Genomic DNA, 17,547 nt, shown 5'->3' with positions numbered 1-17,547 from the left:
AGTCTACGCAAATTGCATTTTGTTACAATTATAACCTATACTTTTCACTCCAACTCTTTTAATTAGTCGGCAAACACTACGCTTTTATCGGTAAAAGGAATCATAGGGGATGGAAAATGGGAAAAGGAAGATGGGAAAGTTAACTTACATTTTCCATCTTACCTCATCCATCTTACCTTACACATTATCTCGAAATATTATTCGGCCTTGAATAAACCATTTGCATAACATTAATATTCCGCATGGCAAAGGCTGCCTCGCAATAGTTCAAATAATAATTCCACTTGCGGATAAAGGTGGTATCAAAACCTAATGCCTTAACCCGCTCAAGGTTCTTATTAAATTCGATAAACCATAAATGTAATGTTCGGGCATAATCTAAGCCCATATCCTTTAAATCAACAAGTGTTAAATCTCCGGTTTCATTTATCGCTTTATTTATCGCCGCTACCGAAGGCAAAAGTGATCCTGGAAAAATGTGCTTCTGAATCCAATCAACCCCGTTTCTTAATTTATCATACCTGCTATCAGGCGAGGTAATGACCTGAAAGGCAAAAATTCCATCGGGTTTTAATAACTCCTGGCATTTTTCGAAATAGGTCTCCAGGTATTGGTGGCCAACCGCTTCGAGCATTTCGATGGAAACAATCTTATCAAAAGTACCTTCAATTTTACGGTAATCCTGAATCAGGATAGTTACCTTATCGGCTAAACCTTCAGCCATTACTCTTTCAATCGCTAACTTCTGCTGTTCTTTCGATATCGTAACCGAAGTAACTTTGCAGCCGTAATTTTTAGCTAAGAAAATGGCATTACCACCCCAACCGCTTCCGATTTCCAGAACATGGTCGGTGGCTTTGATTTTTAGCTGCTTCGCCAATCGATCGTACTTGGCATATTGCGATTCTTCTAAACTTAAGTGCTCCGGAGAAAAGTAACCGCTAGAATAAGTCATGCTTTTATCGAGAAAAGTAGCGAAGAAATCGTTGTTGAGGTCATAGTGTTCTGAAATATTTTTTTGCGATCCGGCCAGTGTATTCGCCCTGCGCACATGGTAAATTTTATTCACCCATTTAAAAAGGTTTAATGCCATAGATTTTACTTTGCTCCCGGTAACAGAAGGTGCATTTTCGATATTTAGGATTACCCATTTAATTACGTTAGTGATATTCGTCGTATCCCACAAACCAACTGTATAAGCTTCGCCAAAACCAATATCGCCATAAAGTGCTATTGATTTAAAAAAATCGGGGTGATTGACCTGGATATTTGCTTCAATTTTATGTTCACCATTACCAAAAACCAGCATTTGTCCGTTGGGCAATGATAGCTCTAATTTGCCCAGGGTCATTTTAGAAAGTGCATTAAGCACTACTCTTTCAAAAAAACCTGTAGATGTTTTGGTAGCGGTAAGCGTATTCATAATCTTCAATCTATTTTATTTGTGGTTTATAGGGCTTATATACGTTACGTTGTAGCTCAGGGTTTTCGGCTTTTGGGTGAAAAGGTATTTTTTTTACCCAAAGTTTAAAAGCCTGCCAGTGGATCATGCCCATTATCTGCAATGGAATTAGTGGAATGGAGAAAAAATACTTCAGCATATTGCTGTTGGTTAAGGCTTTTTTCGCTCCCTTTAAGGTACTGATAAAAAACAGATTACCATTTTTATCCAGGTCATCAATTTTAATATCGAGTGTATCCACCGGTACTTTTAATTTAAAATCGAAGGTATCATCATGATCTATAAATGGGGAAACATAAAAATATTTTGTGGTTATTTTTTTGAAAGTATCGCCCTGCAATTCGTCTTTTCCAAAGAAAAAAAGTTTCATTTCCCGGTAGGTATTACTAATTTCTGCCACGCAACAAACCGGATTGTGCTGTTGGTCGAAACAATAGTAAAAAGAAACCGGATTAAAATTATAGCCCAAAACGTTAAGATTGGTAAGCAGTTTTATTTTCAGCCTAGCACCATCTACCCCGTTTTCTCTTAAATAATCTTCTAAATGCTGACGGGTATTTTTAGTTTGATCGGGATTATCTTTTGGTAATTGAAGGTGTTCTGCATCCCGAAAAGAAAAGAGGTTAAATTTATTATGGCTAAACCAGCGAAGCTTTTTACTCAGCAGGTCCAATTCATCCAGATCGATATAGAACATATACACCCTGTACCAAAAAGAATGTTTTTTTGGCGCTAAGCGATGGTGCATCACTTTTGCGGTATATATGCTTGATGTGAATTCCATTATATTACAATTTACGAAATTTATAGTTCATGTCTCCATTTTGAGTTCGTCATTTCGAGCGAAGTGCAACGCAGTCGAGAAATCTATATCCAGGGCGCGCTCGCTAACTTAACGTCATTCCCGCGCAGGCGGGAATCTTAATACAAGATACAAGCCAGACTAAAGCGTTACGATTATCTTCGATGGGCAATCGTGATTCCCAATCAAGTTGGGAATGACGTAACTACTCTATAACTCTATGCATAAATCAACCGCACTTTTGTACGCATCTTCATGAAAACCATATTTAAAATAGCTACCACAATAATATATCGGTCCCTTATCGTTTAACTTGTGCAATTGCGCTTGCGCCTGCATGGCCGAAACATCAAACAAAGGATGATGGTAATCGATTTCTTTAATAACCTTATCAGGGTTTAAGGTTCCGGTCGGGTTAATGGAAACAAAGTAATTTTGTTTTTTAGAAACACCCTGCAGGTTATTCATCCAATAAATGGTACTCGGCAATAACTTATCGCCCTGTTTTTCTACGCGGTAATTCCAGCTACTCCAGGCTAACCTGGCTTCAGGCATCTGTTTTTCATCGGTATGTACCACTGCTTTATTCAATTGATATTTGAATTTAGAAAGCAGTTCAGTTTCTAAATCCGTTTTATCTTTCACAATTTCGAAAGTCTGGTCGGCATGAGTAGCCATAATCACCTGATCGAATTCGAATACTTCACCTTTATCGTTTTCGACTTCAACTTTACCGTTCTCTAATCGTTTGACTGAAATAATTTTATGGTTGATTTTAATCCGATCGCGGAAAGGTGCAATCAGTTTTTCACGGTAGGACTGACTACCATTTTGCAGGGTGTACCACTGATGCTGGGTATCTAAACCCAAAAAGCCATGATTTTTAAAGAAACGGATGAGGGTAACGGCAGGGAAATCCAGAATCTGTTCCATTGGCGCACTCCACACTGCAGCACTCATCGGAATCAGGTATTGCCAAAGCATATCATCGCTGTAACCAAACTCCTTAAAAAACCTTCCAATAGAATAATCCTGATATACTGGATTATCGAGAATCTCGACACTTTGTTTGTTGAAACGATTAATCTGTATCAGCATTTTCAGGTAGGAAATGTTAAACAGGTTTTTGCGTTGCGCAAATAAATGGTTTAAACCCGAACCGCTATATTCTAACTTTTTAGGCAGAAACTGAACACTGAAAGACATATCGGTTTTAATGACCGGTGCATCGATTTCTGCAAACATTTCAGTCAGGTTTGGGTAAGTCTGATAGTTAAAAACCATAAAACCAGTATCCAGATAAATAGGTTTACCATCCTCTTCTAGTGTGATCGTATTGGTATGTCCGCCAATATAACCGGCTTCTTCGAAAAGCGTAATATCATATTTGTGTTGCAGTTTATGGGCACAACCCATGCCTGCTATTCCTGAGCCAATGATGGCGAGAGTTTTCATAATGAAAAATGTAAGATGGACAATGTAATATTGATGACGGAAGATGTGAGATGGAAGATGGAAATTTAGCAGCCATCATTTTCCATCTTACCTCTTACATTATTTATTCTTTTCAAATAAATAATGGCACACCATCCATTCATTCCCTTTATTGTAATTGAACAGTTCGGCGCAGGACATGTAAAATAACCGCCAGTAAACCCACCATTTTACCGCCTGATCTTTACCGTAGGTCGTTTCTAAAATAGGCATGATTTCCTTTTTATGTTTGTCCATATTGCTTAACCAGGCTTCGGAGGTTTTACCGTAATTGGTTCCATTTACTACCCAATGTTTATCGATCTTGAGGTCGTCGTTAAAGTAAAAAAACAGGTGATTGGAAGGCATAATACCGCCTGTAAAAAAGTATTTACTCATCCAGTCGGTTTCGTCAATCACCTCAAACTTGTAAGCTAGGGTTTTGTGGGTAAATATGTGCACGAATAACTTGCCATCAGGTTTCATAAAGGAAGCCACCTTGTTTAACAGGAATTTATAGTTACGCATGTGCTCAAACATTTCTACCGAAACTACCCGATCGAATGTATCGGCTATCGTAAACGTATTCATATCGGCAGTTAAAACCGTTAGGTTCTGTATGCCGCGCTGTTTCGCCGTTTCATCAATAAAAATTTTCTGTGTAGCAGAATTAGATACGACGGTAAAAGTACTCTCCGGAAACTTTGCCGACATATAAAGCGAAAGCGAGCCCCAGCCACAGCCCAGTTCCAAAACATTTTGGCCATTCTGCAAGTCGGCCCTTTTGCAGGTTAGGGCCAGCATATCATCCTCCGAGGTATCTATATCTTTAACGCCTGCTTTCCAGTAACCACTACTGTATTTTAAGTTTTTGCCAAGGCAATACTGAAAAAATGCGGTAGGTAATTCATAATGCTGTTCGTTGGCATCGGCCGTATTTACCGCGATAGGCGATTGTTTAAGCTCGGCAACCAGGTCCATAAATTTTTCCTGCTGTAATTCTTCGTTGCCCAGCGTTTCATCATCCAGGCGTTGTTTGCATAATTTTCTGATGCCGATACGCAATGCCGTATCCGGAAGTTTGTCGTTTTCTAAAAGTTTATCGTACCACATTTTAAGGTAGAAGGTTAAAAGGTTTAAGGGTTTTTGAAGAATTCAATTATTTCTTCTTAAACCACGGAAAAAAAGCGCTCGTTGTTTGTTGATATTTCTGATAAGCTACAGGTTTGCTCCGTAGGTTTTGCTCTTCATTATTCGGAACGCCGGTAACCCGGGTTAATAAATACAAAATAATAGCAGGGCTGATGATCGCCAGAATACCCCAGGGCGAGGCCAGGGCAAAAATGAAATAAGCCATCCAGGTTAACCATTCGAAAAAATAGTTTGGATGCCGGCTGTAGTACCATAATCCGGTATCGCACACTTTACCTTTGTTACCCGGATCTTTTTTAAATGCAGCAAGCTGCCTGTCGGCAATCATTTCACCAAAGAATGCAATTACCCAAACCGCAGCGCCAATATATTCTAAACCAGAAATAGCTTGTGAAGGATTGGCCGTAATAATAAAAAACGGAATGGCCAGGATAACATTGGATATCGCCTGAAATTGAAAAAATATAAAGAAATTCCGGTCCGCTTTGTCGCCCCATTCTTTACGAAGTTGCGCATACCGCCCCTCTTCTTCATCTAAATGACCAATAACGCGCTGCCAAAGGTGCATACCCAGCCTGAGCTCGGCGATTAAAAACATACCACAGATTAAAATTTTGCGGGGATCAAATCCGTCCGACAGAAAAAAAGTAATCAGCGTAATTACCGGAAAATTCAACGCCCAAAAAACATCAACTACTCCGGCATTTTTGATTTTCTTTGCCCAGAGCCAAACCAGGCCCATAATTAAACAACAGGCAATAAGAGAGATGAGGGCTATAATAAGTAGATGTTTGGTTTGCTGCATAAGGTTTAAGGTAAAAGGTTTAAGGCCAAAAAGCCCAACGAGCAAGCTTATTAAACTTCAAAGCAAAAGCCCCACACCCTCAATCCTACATCCTATGCCTTAATCAGTAATTCTTTAACACCTTCGCCATCTTTTAGTTTGAATAAATGCACCAAAACATAGGCTAAGGTTGCTATGCTACCTAAATATACGAACAAAATGGTCATAGAGATTTTAAGAATAATGCTTTTTTCTTTATAAAACATCCAAAGGGTGATAATGAAGATGTTAGCATAAAAATCCCACAATGTGGCGCGCATCCAGGGGATGCTGCCTAGAAAGTCCCATTGATCGAACAGGTTACTCTCCAGTGAGGTAGCAATTACCTTATAACACATAAAAACCAACAAGGCTGAGAAAACAATTTTGAGGAAGTTGATCATCGGAATGGAAATTTATTTAAAACAGATTGCCCTATATACGGTAAGATAAGCAAAAAGGATTTTATTGTAAAAACCCCGGGATATTCTCCGTGATTTCCGTGCATCCGTAGCTAAAAGTAAATGTGTGTTTTGAAAAGCATGTTGCTGTTTGTTTCGGCTAGGGCAGTCCCGCCATTCGCTACAATCTTTTTGAGGTACTTTTGCGCGGGCACCAGGTATTTGGCGCTTATGAACAGCTGCTTCATGCCTCAGCATCGGCGCGTATTAAAGTTGCTGCAAACAAAAAGGATTTTCGCTGCTGTCGGGTTTAGATGGGGTAAAACTGTGCAAGAAACAGCATCGAAGGAGAATCATCAAATGAAATTTATACTATTCCTTTAACGGGCTCAAGATGACAATTTGCACCGTTAATTCCGTGATTTCAATGGTTCCGTGGCGAAAAAAGACAAGGCCTATTGAGTGAACCAAATAGGGCAAAAAAAATGGTCTGTGAAGACACAGACCTTATAATTGTGTAGCAACCCTTTGCTTACGCTCAGGGTAGCAAATTAATTAGCTAAATATGTTTTCAACCTCTCCTTAAACCTTTCTGATCTTAATAATACGCATCCAGTGCAATACCTTCATTACCGGATAGGTTGGATCAAATTCCCACCATTTGGTAGCAAAGTTAGGACTGTTTGGTTTTTTGTGGTGGTTGTTCTGAAAAAGCTCACCCATCAGCAAGAAATCCCAGGGTAATGAATTTTTGCTATGGTCGTCGTTATCGTGATTTGAATAGCCATATTTATGACCACACCAGTTTACAATTGCGCCATGCAGCGGTCCCATTAAAAAGTGAATAGGCAACAATAAATACATCCACCAGTAATTGGCAAAAGCCACATAAAAGCCGATATAAAACAGCCCGCATGCAATTCTCCAGGCCCATGAATTTCCAATCTTATCAACCATCGGCCATTCAGGATAATTCCCCTGAAAAGCTGGTTCTGGCTGTATCTTAAATTGCAGGTAATTCATGTACATATTTTTCGTTGCAATCATCATCCCGAAAACATCCTTAAAAAAATGTGGAGAATGTGGATCTTTCTCTGTGTCGCTGTAAGCGTGGTGCATCCGGTGCAGAATGGCATATGCACGCGGGTTTAAAAATGAAGAACCCTGCGAAATCAGCAATACCAGGTAGAAAAACCGTTCCCAAAAAAGCTCCATTTTAAACATCTTGTGTGATGAGTAACGGTGAAGGAAAAAGGTTTGGCTAAACAGGGATAAAAACCAATGGCAAAGAAAAAAAATGAAGATGATCATGTATGGGGTGTATGCTATATAAACGTATTTTGAGGGCGTTTAGTTTTTCATGGTGTATAAAAACTAGGCTGGTTTAAGCGTTTAGACAAAAAGAATCCTGTTCCAGGGTATAGAACAGGATTCCATTTTTAAATTATTTTATTATCTGCCGAAATCGTCTTGAACACGTACGATATCGCTTTCATCTGATGGGTTTGAAGCATCAGTATGTTGCCATATTTCAGCCACAACACCCCAGTCTTCCAAACCAATTAAACGGTGGCGTTCGCCTTGTTGTAATTTGATCTGGTCTTTTGGTGCGTATTTTTTCACTTCACCTTCTTCATCTGTTTGGCTGGTTTTGATACCAACTGTACCCGTAACCACTTGCCAGATTTCAGCTCTGCGGTGGTGATATTGCCACGAAAGACGTGTATTTGGTGCAACGATTAAAATTTTCGGGCTTAATTTACCACCAATTTTAAGGTCTTCAACATTTAAACCATCAAAATAAGTATCGGCAAATTGTTGCGCCTGCGCTTCGTCTATTACAAAGAAACCACCCCAAGGACGGGTTTCATCACGGTTTACTACATTAAAACCTTCAATTTTTAAACGTTGTGCTACGCTTTCGAATATTTCTTTTTTGTCGTTTGTCATTGGTAAAATATTAGTTTTTCTAATGATTGTCGAGGCGCACAGGTATGAATTAGTCGCCTGTGTGGTTCTATAATTTGGCGCAAAAATAAGCCTAATAAATTAAAAAAGCCTTCTTGCGCCTTTTATTTTTTTAAACTCAATTTACGAATTGTCTTAAAACCCGCCTATACACTGGTTAAAGGCTGTAAAATTACTGATAAAAACCTTTTAGTAAGTGTGATATCCCCCTTTGCTTTAGTATGTTTGATGAACAATAAATAGCTGCTAAAAATGATCCAAAAATTCGTTACCTATATTTTCTTTTTTCTTGTTTTTACCCAAAAAATTGCTGCTAAAGTTTACCTTATCAGCAGTGAAAAGGAATTGAAGGCAATTGAATCTATTTTGGTTCCGGGCGATGAAGTAGAAATTAAAAATGGAAATTATAACAATTGGGCGATAGCCATCAGCGCTAAAGGTAGCCTGGCCAAACCGATTATTATCCGTGCAGAGAAATCGGGATTGGTTACTTTTTCAGGGAGCATTACTAAACCGGTTTTTAAAATTTCCGGAGATTATATTTTTATAAAGGGGATTAATTTCAAAAATGCGGTACTAAGCAAAACGGGTGTGCTCATTGAACTAAACACCAGCAATAATTGCAGGATATCAGGCTGTAATTTTTCTGCAAATCAAGTTCAATCGCAGTTTACGCCCTTGGTAATCGTATCAGGTAATGGCAGCAATAATGTTATAGATGGTTGTAGTTTTGTGGCAAATGTCGATAACCAGGATGTGCAGGTTAAAATCACCAAAGAATCTTATCCGAAATTTACGCTGATTGAAAATAATATTTTTAGTGATAAAGTGAAGGTGAGCTGGCCAAACGGTAATGGTGGTGAGTGCATACAGGTAGGTCAAGACCCGGTATTGCTGGGAAATCAGCGTCCCGAAAGTACTGTACATAAAAACAGGTTTATCCACTGTAATGGCGAAAACGAAGTGATCAGCAATAAAAGCAGTGGCAATAAATACCTGAACAATTATTTCGAAGATAACGACGGGGAACTGGTGATGCGTGGCGGACATAATTGTGTAATTGCCGATAATACATTTAAAGGTGGTACAGGCGGCATTAGGATTAATGGAACGGGGCACATGGTGATCAATAATAAAATTGATGGCATCCAAACAGCCATTCGGTTAATGTATGGCATGGCAAAAGGAAAAGAAGAAATTGGTTTTTATATCGCAGCAAGCAATTGTACGATAAAAAATAACACCCTATCGAATGCCACAACCGGGATATTGATTGGCGATAGTAAGGATGCAGACTGGACAGGGAAATTCGATATTAAAAGATACCCTTCACCAGTAATGCAAAGTGTTGCTCCTTTTGACAATATCATTGGGGAGAACCGTTTTAAAAATGTAAAGGCTGAAGTGGTAAAGCGGTAATTGATTAAAAAAGGGATTTTTTAATTACTCATTGGATGCGATTGTCATGTCGAGATAAACAATTAAAGCACATAAACTGTTTAAAAATTGGCAAAAGGTCGTCATTTCGAGCGGAGTGCAACGCAGCCGAGAACCACGTAGTGCTCAGCGAAGCTAAATCTAAATACTATAGATCTCTCCATTTCGCTGCGCTTCAGTCGAGATGACGACTTTATTTAAGGATTCTATACTTGATAATCTTTTAAATTACTGAATCTTATTCACCACAAGATCATCGAAATAAATATAGCTGGTTTGGCTTGAGCCCCAAACGGCTACATCTTTTCCACCTCTAAAATTGTGGAATGATAACCTCTTAATCAAACGTTGTGCATCGTTGGTCGTCCAGCGGATAGATTGATCCAATACCGTTGTTCCATTGATGATTACTTGTACCTGTCCATTTTTATTCGATCCGGTATTGCTTTTCACATAAAGATGAACGGTATAAGTATCGCCTTTTACCAGGCTACCCGATGAAGGGTAAGACTTGCCGAAGGTATCGCCGCAAGGGCCAGCCATATCTCTGTGGTAAACATAGGGCTGAAAAAACACACGGCTACCGGTATTGTACCACATTAAGCGTAAACTTCCTCCGTTTCCGTCGCTGGCAATGTCGCATCCGGTATTACCCTCCCCAATCAGGAAGCCGAAGCCAACTTTTCCACCCCTGCTCCAATCGAACTGGCTATGGAAACGTACTTTAAAGGTAGCCTCGTATGCTGAACCATCTGATATGTCAGCACCTGCGATTAAACCATTTGAAACAGAATTAGGTGCAAGGGTAGCCCTGGCCCAATTACCCGAAATGTAGGCCCTGCTTTCGTTCCAGCCCGTTAAGGTCGCGCCACCAAAATCGGCACTGGCTTCGCCATAAGTGTATGTCCCATCGGCATGGGTAAAACCGGTATTGATGCTACTTGGAATAGCTTCTGTAGTCGCTTTGGCATTTGATTGCGCGGCAACATCGATGTTTTCGGGGATTGATTCTGCTACTTTTTCTTTCTGGCAACCATAAAGGCTAAGGGAAAATATAAGCACTAGTGATGCAATAAAATGCGTTGAATTCATTTTCTGACTCATGTTAATTTTAGTTTAGATTTAAATTTGGTTAGTGATTTTTTTTCGGGTGAAATGCAATATCCTATCCTTGATAGTTTATTACGGATTTAATTTGGTCGCTGTTTTTTATTCTTGGGTTAGCTTGATCTGATACCCTAACCTAATCAAAAATGTAATCCCAAACAGACGACAACGACCTTAAAAACAGCTAAATGGGGTTTAACTGATGTTACAACGATTGAAATATTTTCGATTAAAGTATTAGAAAACCTTGTTTTATAATATGGCGTAAGATTCGTGGATTTTTAAACTGCAGTTCACAATTACTTTTTTATAATCCCTGGCTTCAATATCGCCATTAATGAGTTTCACCAGCAACATAACAGCCTGTTCGCCTAAGGCCTCGGGATTTTCTTCGATCGAAGCAATTGGCGGAGTGCTGAGATAAGTTATAATGGGATCGTTACCGAAACCAATACATTCGAGTTTTTTAGCATAAGGATGCTCAACCGAACGCAAAAATTTAATCGTATCGAACAACAACTTTTCTTTAAAAGCCACTAAAGCTGTCGGTCCGTTTTCAGGATCGTTAAAAAGGTTTTTAATGGCCGCCAGGGTATTTTCATCATCAAAATCGGTATAGGCCACATGGTTGGCATTAAAAGGGATTTCGTTATCCTTAAGTGCATTAATGTATCCGGAGAATCGATCGTGACTGAAATTAACCATTTTTGGTCCGCCCAGGTAAGCTACTCTTTTATGCCCGCGGTTAATCAGGTACTCTGTAGCCATATAACATCCCTGGTGGGTATTACCTAATACTTTATGGCAGTTAAGGTTAAAGCTCGGATTGCGGGTATAATAAACCACAGGGATCCCGATTTTCTCGAATTGATCGAGGTGGGCGAAATCAGAGGTATGTTTGGAAATGGCAACAATTAACCCATCAACCCTCGATCCTAAAAGCGTGGCCGCAGCGGTCACCTCCATTTCAAAATTATCGTGCGATTGACTGATAATAATATTGTAACCGTTTGTTGTAGCCAGCTGTTCCATGCCATAAATGCTACGCGTGAAGAAATGGTCGGAAAGATTGGGCAGTATAATGCCAATAATCCTCGATTTACGGTCTCTAAGCCTTAGCGCAGAAATATCGGGCGTAAAATTTAATCTGGCGGCGAGTTCTTTTACCCGAAGCCTGGTACTCTCTTTAATCCGTGGATAATCTTTTAACGATTTGGAAACGGTAGAAATAGACAGCTTTAATTCTTTTGCAATTAATTTTAATGTAACAGGTTTATTTTCCATAGGTAAAGGATGTTTAAGCGTTACAATGTGGTTAGCGTTTGGTGCCTCGTAACCTTTTACAGGTTAGGGATTAGGGGTTAGTGTTTATTATATATAACTAAGCACTAACCCGCTAAACAATTAACTATCTATGGAATCTTATCCAGGGCCGGAACATTGTTTTCATAACCGGTGTACCCTTTATTTTGATTGATGCGGCCTTCTGTATTAAAACGCTGCGCTGCTGCCGGAACCGGCCAAAGCACGTGGTATGGAGAAATCCTGAAATTTACGCCCAATACAGTAGGCACCTTGTTGCGGTAAAAATCATTCTTTTCGATAATCCTGTCGTAAAAGAAATTATTATCAGAGAAAGAGGCAAGGTTATAGGTTTTTCCGTTGTAGGCAGGCTTTCCAGTCGTTGCGAAGATATAGGCAATGCGGGTAAGTTCTGTTTTTCGCGGCTCCTCATAAAACAGCTCTCTTGCTCTTTCATCCAGTATGGTGCCGATGTTAATTGCCGAAGCATCGGTTAGCAAAGCTGCATTGGCCCGCGAGCGTACCTGGTTTAAATCTGCCATGGCCAAAGCAAGGTTGCCTTTCCAATAGTAAGCTTCAGCCCTTAACAGATAGGTTTCGGCCAAACGGAAGATATACCAGTCGGTATTGGTTCCTCTTGGCGGCGTCCAATATTTATCAGCCGCAAGTGCATTGGTAGAATTGATAAAAGTTTTATAGTGTGGCCAGCCGAAAAAATGGCGGATGGTATCTAAACCTTTGTTCAGAAACATGTTATTTACATTGCCGGGGGTCACATCTACCAGAGGTTTGCCATATAACGCTCTTTCAGCAACGTTACTTCCTGTTTTAATAGCAGGATTGTTATACACCAGGTCGGTCATGTTCATCCACATGCCTGGGGCGTGGCGGTAATCGGTATTATCTGTCCAGATGTTTTTGGTACTATAGGCGGTACCACGGTAGCGCCCAATCCCTCTGCCGTACATTAAAGTTAAGGGTATTTCTACATTAACGCCATCAACAATGGCCTGGGTGGCACCAGATGGTGTTTTCAAATTGGCAAAATGCCAGGCAGGTACGCAGTTACGCATTACCTGCGATCCCAAATCGGTAGCACCTGCAAGCGTTTCTCTGTCGATGGTTAAAAAAAGTGCCTCACGGTTGGCAGGAATGGCCTTGTTATCCATCCGGTGCAAATCCCAAACCACATTTTTACTGGCATCACCAGCGGTACTCCCGAAACGGTTCCGCATTAAGCTATACGTCCCACTGTTGATGACATTGTTGGCTGAGGTGATGGCTGCATCAAAATCACCCAAAGCAAGGTTAACTTTGGTCAGCAGGTGGCTACACGCACCTTTGGTAACATCACCACGATCTACATTATCTTTCAACCATTTTTCGGCAAATAAAAGATCTTCCTGCATTTTTTTTAATATCACCTCACGGCGGGTAGAAAAATAATCCAGTTTAGGGGAGGTGATATCTTTTAAATTCAATGGCACATCGCCAAATTGGTGTACCAAACGATAATAGTAATAGGCACGATAAAAATAGGCAGCACTAAGAATAGCATTTTTTTCGGCCTCATCTTTATAGGTTACATTGTCGATATAGGTAATAACGGTATTGGCCATACGTACCCCTCTAAAACCTTCAGTCCAGTAAAACCCGATCCTGTTAAAATCGGGGTTATCCAGGTTGGCATCCGGTGTTATCCGGGTATCCATATCCTGGGCTTGTGTGGTTTTATCCGTTGTTCCATCTACAGCAACTTCCGAAAAGATAGATTCGGTAACGATCGGTGCCATATCGCCTGTAAATTCTCTCCTCACATTGGCTCCAATGCCTGCAATAGCCGCTTTCATCGCCGCTACACTCGTTAAAGCGGTTTGCGGTTCCAGTTGCGACAATAATTCTGAATCCAGATTTGATTTTTTACATCCATTTGCCGACAGCAGAAGGGCCAGGGCCACAAACGGAATTATTTTTTTATATGTGATATTCATCTTCTTCATTTTTTAAAGGGTAACATTCAGTCCGAAAGTGTAAACTCTAGGTGTTGGAACAGGATTTCCGTTATTATCTGCAGTTTGCGGATCCCATTGGTTCCAATTTGGGGCATATACACCCGCATTACTTACATTGGCATATATTTTTGCATTTTGTATCCTGAGTTTGCCCAGAAAATCTTTTGGCAGGCTATAGGCGAGTGCAATGGTATTTAACCTGATGAACGAGCTTTTACGGTAAGCATTAAAACTAACCCCACTTAAACCCGAGTTTAGGCGGGCATAATCATTAAGGGGATTACCTGGTGTCCAATAAGGGATAACATAAGAGCTCGATCGGCCAAAACCTACACTTCCGGGCTGGTTTTTGGTCTGGTTATCGGCCCTAAGCTGTCCCCAGCTTGAGATAAGCTGGAATGAAAAATCGAAATTTTTATAGATATTAAAATCGTTGCGGAACGACCAATTGAACCTTGGGCTTTTGTAGCCGATAAACTGTTTATCCAGATCGTTGTACACATAATTTCCATCCACATCCAATAATTTAAAATCACCTGGCTTAATGCCCTTGTTAAATTTATTGGCTTCTGCTACTTCATTTTCCTGCCATACGCCTAAAATTTGATACTCCCAAATTACATCGATGTCTTTACCAATAAACCATCCGTTACCCGGATCATCATTCGGTGTGGCCAGGCCAACAATTTTATTGCGGTTAAGCGACAGGTTTGCTGAAGTGCTCCAGGTAATATTTCCACCTGTAAAGTTTTTACTGGTGATGCTCAGCTCAAACCCCCTGTTATTTACACGACCTAAATTGGCAATAACATTTGCATAACCCGATGCAGATGACAAGGACTGGCCGATTAAAAGATCTGATGTTTTCTTATCATAAAGTTCAATAGATCCGTTGATTCTATTGTTCAAAAATCCAAAATCCAAACCAAGATTCAACGATTTTGTCTTTTCCCATTCCAGGTTTGGATTACCCAAACGCGGGCTGTTTACCACGGTATTCACCTCTCCTGGTGTACCGCTACCGCTAACGGATTGATACTTGCCTCCGGTTAAAGTCTGGATGGCAACATATGGATCAATGACGTTGTTCGCATCCCTGATTTCTCTGTTTCCATTGATACCGTAAGATAGACGCAGTTTTAAAAAGTCGATCCATTTAACCGGTTTCAAAAAGTTTTCTTCACTTACGGTCCAGGCTACCGCCGCTGCAGGGAAATTAGCCCGTTTTTTAGAGGCTCCAAAAGCAGAATACCCATCTCTACGAACAGAGCCTGTTAAAGCATACCGACCTTTGTACGAATAATTCACTCTGGCCAGTAAAGCATCGCCCGTATAAACTTTATCATCGCTGCTTACGGTTGGTTTATTACCGCTTTGAATGTTATGAAATCCCAATACATCAGTTGGTGCAAAGCCTTCATTACTGGCGATGGTATACCAGGTAGAATATTTCTCGGCATTGACCAATAGCGTTACATCAATGTTATGATCTCTTGCAATAGTCCGGTTCCATTTTAAGAGGTTATCCAGCTGCCAGTTGTATCTGGTTTCCTGTGCCCTTGATGCTGAACCACCAGGTATGGTTACATTTGGATTTTTAGAAGACTGGTGATTAAAGGTGCGGTACTGATCTAAACCCGGACTAAAATTTGCCTGGTAAGTGATCCCAAACGGCAATTGCACTTTGGCATAAAGACTACCGAACAAAGTGCTTTGTTTTTGCAACCTTGAATTATAAGTCCGGTCGAGAAAAGGATTACGGGCATTGAGGCCGTTATCATCGGTAGGGATTCTTCTTAAAGAGCCATCTGCATTATAAAAATCGCCGTAAGGAGATAAATCTGGCAGTTGCGAAAACTGGGCTTCAATAGCTCCCTCATCGCGGTCGGCAAATTGCAGATTCATACCCAGCGTTAAAAACTTAGCCGCTTTACCTTCCAGATTTAACCGGGTACGGAAGGTACTGAAGCCTCCTCCGGCAATAATGCTTTCGTTTTTAAGATAACCTAAGGACATGTAATAGGAAACCTCTTCTTTTTTCCCGCTGAGGCTGAGGGTATGATCCTGGCGTTGGCCGGTAACAAAAAGCATATCGTACCAATCGGTTGTTTTTCCGGCAAGATAATTGGCCTTTTCGTTAGCCAAAAGACCCAGACGGCTTAACCAAAGATCGGTTGGATTGGTGGTGGTTTGCCCGTTTAACCATTGGGTAAGCGTTACGCCTTCTGGCAGGTTATTGGGATCGTTATAAATGTAAGGTGGATTTACCCCGCCACTGCGTTGTACATCGGCACGCCAGTTCAAAAAACCTGGACCATCGTACACAGGTTGATCTTGAGCCAGGGTAGCCATCCCGAAGTTTGTATTTACCGTAATGGTTGGTGCACCGCTTTTTCCTTTTTTGGTGGTAATGGCGACTACACCGGTTGCTGCTTTTGCTCCATAAACCGCAAGCGAACTTGCATCCTTAAGTACATCAACCGATTCAATATCATTAGGGTTAATATCAGACAGCTGACCGATAAAAATAACCCCATCTAACACAATCAGCGGTGTTGTGGTCCCCGTTAGCGTTGTTTTTCCGCGTACGAGCAGATCTCCGCCACCTTTAGCGCTATTGTTAAAACCAACCGTTAAACCCGGGATGTTACCACGAAGGATATCGGTAACACTATTTGGATTTTCGTTTTCCAGCTGCGTGGCTTTAATGCTCGAAACCGCACCGGTAACATCTTTTTTCTGTGCAGTACCGTATCCAATGACCACTACATCGTTAAGGCCTTGTGCACCGTCATCCATCGTAATATTGATGGTGCTTCGCCCATTTAAGGTCACTTCTTGTGTGGTAAAACCGATAAAGGTGAATACCAGGGTTTGGTTGCCATCAGGAACCTTTATGCTATACTTACCCGCAGCATCGGTTAAGGTTCCGACCGATGTATTTTTTACCCTTACGCTTACGCCCGGAAGCGTGATCCCTTTATTATCTTTAATGGTACCCACAATAACGGTTTGGGCAAAAGCGCTAAAACTCCCGGACAGCACCAGCAGCAAAACCGCTAAAATTTTTGCTTTACCTGCGCAGATACGCCCGAGGTATAGCAATACTCCTCTTTGGTTGTAAATTTTACTCATAGTTATAGTTTAGTTAATGATTACCTGTGAAATTTCAGATCACAATAAGTTAATAGCAAATCGGCTGCTGAAATTGAAATGGATATTAGCCTGAAAAAAAAGGAATAACGCTGGCAAATGGCTGCCTTGCTTGACTCTTGAACATGGATGATTTGGTTAGACTTATTTTATCTAATATAAAAACCCGCAGCGCCAGATATAAAAAACTATAATCAGAATAAGCCCTAAATCTGCGTCAGATTGAATTTACAACGATGTAATTAATTTAGGGTTTTATATTTATGGGCACGATGAACCACAGATGGCACAGCTAAACACGGCTCTTGTTAGTGTGATTTACTTAGCCACGGAAGCGCAACGAACACCGAATACATTTGTCATGAAAAGCAGAGCCTAGTACCTTTCCCTTTCATGAACAGCGCTCAATACTATCATTTTTCTGATACCATCATGCAATTTAACTTATTTTGATA

Annotated in this window: 13 protein-coding genes; 1 reads left to right on the top strand and 12 read right to left on the bottom strand. The window is 40.5% G+C overall.

Annotation, left to right across the window (positions count from 1 at the left end; translation table 11 throughout):
- Positions 1-184: 184 nt before the first annotated feature.
- The 8 genes from AC07YT_RS18870 to AC07YT_RS18835 all read right to left on the bottom strand — a co-directional run bounded on the left by AC07YT_RS18870 (position 185) and on the right by AC07YT_RS18835 (position 8,063).
- Positions 185-1,423 carry an SAM-dependent methyltransferase gene (locus AC07YT_RS18870; RefSeq protein ID WP_086544833.1) on the bottom strand — a complete coding sequence of 413 codons (1,239 nt, stop codon included), beginning with the start codon at positions 1,421-1,423 and terminating at the stop codon, positions 185-187.
- Positions 1,424-1,433: 10 nt separating this feature from the next.
- On the bottom strand, positions 1,434-2,246 hold the full coding sequence (locus AC07YT_RS18865; protein WP_086544832.1) for a DUF1365 domain-containing protein: 813 nt from the start codon (positions 2,244-2,246) through the stop codon (positions 1,434-1,436).
- A 228-nt stretch (positions 2,247-2,474) separates the two neighbouring features.
- Entirely contained in the window at positions 2,475-3,719 is a 1,245-nt protein-coding gene (locus AC07YT_RS18860) for an NAD(P)/FAD-dependent oxidoreductase (protein WP_494945464.1), read from the bottom strand.
- Positions 3,720-3,818: 99 nt separating this feature from the next.
- Positions 3,819-4,850 carry an SAM-dependent methyltransferase gene (locus AC07YT_RS18855; protein WP_086544830.1) on the bottom strand — a complete coding sequence of 344 codons (1,032 nt, stop codon included), beginning with the start codon at positions 4,848-4,850 and terminating at the stop codon, positions 3,819-3,821.
- Positions 4,851-4,896: 46 nt separating this feature from the next.
- Positions 4,897-5,694, bottom strand: a complete 798-nt coding sequence (locus AC07YT_RS18850) for a DUF1295 domain-containing protein (RefSeq protein WP_086549216.1) — start codon at positions 5,692-5,694, stop codon at positions 4,897-4,899.
- Positions 5,695-5,786: 92 nt separating this feature from the next.
- Positions 5,787-6,116, bottom strand: coding sequence for a DUF1475 family protein (locus AC07YT_RS18845; protein WP_086544829.1), 330 nt, complete (start codon positions 6,114-6,116; stop codon positions 5,787-5,789).
- 579 nt (positions 6,117-6,695) lie between these two features.
- Positions 6,696-7,424, bottom strand: coding sequence for an acyl-CoA desaturase (locus AC07YT_RS18840; RefSeq protein ID WP_086544828.1), 729 nt, complete (start codon positions 7,422-7,424; stop codon positions 6,696-6,698).
- A gap of 141 nt (positions 7,425-7,565) precedes the next feature.
- Positions 7,566-8,063, bottom strand: coding sequence for a cupin domain-containing protein (locus AC07YT_RS18835; protein ID WP_025142534.1), 498 nt, complete (start codon positions 8,061-8,063; stop codon positions 7,566-7,568).
- A 270-nt stretch (positions 8,064-8,333) separates the two neighbouring features.
- On the opposite strand from AC07YT_RS18835, the gene AC07YT_RS18830 reads away from it, so the two are divergent.
- On the top strand, positions 8,334-9,500 hold the full coding sequence (locus AC07YT_RS18830; protein WP_086544827.1) for a chondroitinase-B domain-containing protein: 1,167 nt from the start codon (positions 8,334-8,336) through the stop codon (positions 9,498-9,500).
- Positions 9,501-9,746: 246 nt separating this feature from the next.
- Here AC07YT_RS18830 and AC07YT_RS18825 read toward each other — a convergent pair whose 3' ends face one another.
- The 4 genes from AC07YT_RS18825 to AC07YT_RS18810 all read right to left on the bottom strand — a co-directional run bounded on the left by AC07YT_RS18825 (position 9,747) and on the right by AC07YT_RS18810 (position 17,074).
- Positions 9,747-10,622, bottom strand: a complete 876-nt coding sequence (locus AC07YT_RS18825; RefSeq protein WP_086544826.1) for a polysaccharide lyase — start codon at positions 10,620-10,622, stop codon at positions 9,747-9,749.
- A 255-nt stretch (positions 10,623-10,877) separates the two neighbouring features.
- Positions 10,878-11,909, bottom strand: coding sequence for a LacI family DNA-binding transcriptional regulator (locus tag AC07YT_RS18820; protein WP_086544825.1), 1,032 nt, complete (start codon positions 11,907-11,909; stop codon positions 10,878-10,880).
- Between the two features lie 128 nt (positions 11,910-12,037).
- On the bottom strand, positions 12,038-13,918 hold the full coding sequence (locus AC07YT_RS18815; RefSeq protein WP_478358491.1) for a RagB/SusD family nutrient uptake outer membrane protein: 1,881 nt from the start codon (positions 13,916-13,918) through the stop codon (positions 12,038-12,040).
- Positions 13,919-13,930: 12 nt separating this feature from the next.
- Positions 13,931-17,074: a SusC/RagA family TonB-linked outer membrane protein gene (locus AC07YT_RS18810; protein WP_086544823.1), complete on the bottom strand. Its 3,144-nt coding sequence runs from the start codon at positions 17,072-17,074 to the stop codon at positions 13,931-13,933.
- Between the last annotated feature and the right edge of the window lie 473 nt (positions 17,075-17,547).

The organism is Pedobacter sp. GW460-11-11-14-TSB4, from assembly GCF_059423705.1.
This window is presented reverse-complemented; position numbering and strand designations above follow the sequence as displayed.

Coding starts and splice junctions, on each gene's coding strand:
- AC07YT_RS18870 (WP_086544833.1), bottom strand. CDS start 1,423: ATGAATACGCTTACCGCTACCAAAACATCTACAGGTTTTTTTGAAAGA.
- AC07YT_RS18845 (WP_086544829.1), bottom strand. CDS start 6,116: ATGATCAACTTCCTCAAAATTGTTTTCTCAGCCTTGTTGGTTTTTATG.
- AC07YT_RS18865 (WP_086544832.1), bottom strand. CDS start 2,246: ATGGAATTCACATCAAGCATATATACCGCAAAAGTGATGCACCATCGC.
- AC07YT_RS18825 (WP_086544826.1), bottom strand. CDS start 10,622: ATGAGTCAGAAAATGAATTCAACGCATTTTATTGCATCACTAGTGCTT.
- AC07YT_RS18850 (WP_086549216.1), bottom strand. CDS start 5,694: ATGCAGCAAACCAAACATCTACTTATTATAGCCCTCATCTCTCTTATT.
- AC07YT_RS18815 (WP_478358491.1), bottom strand. CDS start 13,918: ATGAATATCACATATAAAAAAATAATTCCGTTTGTGGCCCTGGCCCTT.
- AC07YT_RS18810 (WP_086544823.1), bottom strand. CDS start 17,074: ATGAGTAAAATTTACAACCAAAGAGGAGTATTGCTATACCTCGGGCGT.
- AC07YT_RS18840 (WP_086544828.1), bottom strand. CDS start 7,424: ATGATCATCTTCATTTTTTTTCTTTGCCATTGGTTTTTATCCCTGTTT.
- AC07YT_RS18860 (WP_494945464.1), bottom strand. CDS start 3,719: ATGAAAACTCTCGCCATCATTGGCTCAGGAATAGCAGGCATGGGTTGT.
- AC07YT_RS18820 (WP_086544825.1), bottom strand. CDS start 11,909: ATGGAAAATAAACCTGTTACATTAAAATTAATTGCAAAAGAATTAAAG.
- AC07YT_RS18855 (WP_086544830.1), bottom strand. CDS start 4,850: ATGTGGTACGATAAACTTTTAGAAAACGACAAACTTCCGGATACGGCA.
- AC07YT_RS18835 (WP_025142534.1), bottom strand. CDS start 8,063: ATGACAAACGACAAAAAAGAAATATTCGAAAGCGTAGCACAACGTTTA.
- AC07YT_RS18830 (WP_086544827.1), top strand. CDS start 8,334: ATGATCCAAAAATTCGTTACCTATATTTTCTTTTTTCTTGTTTTTACC.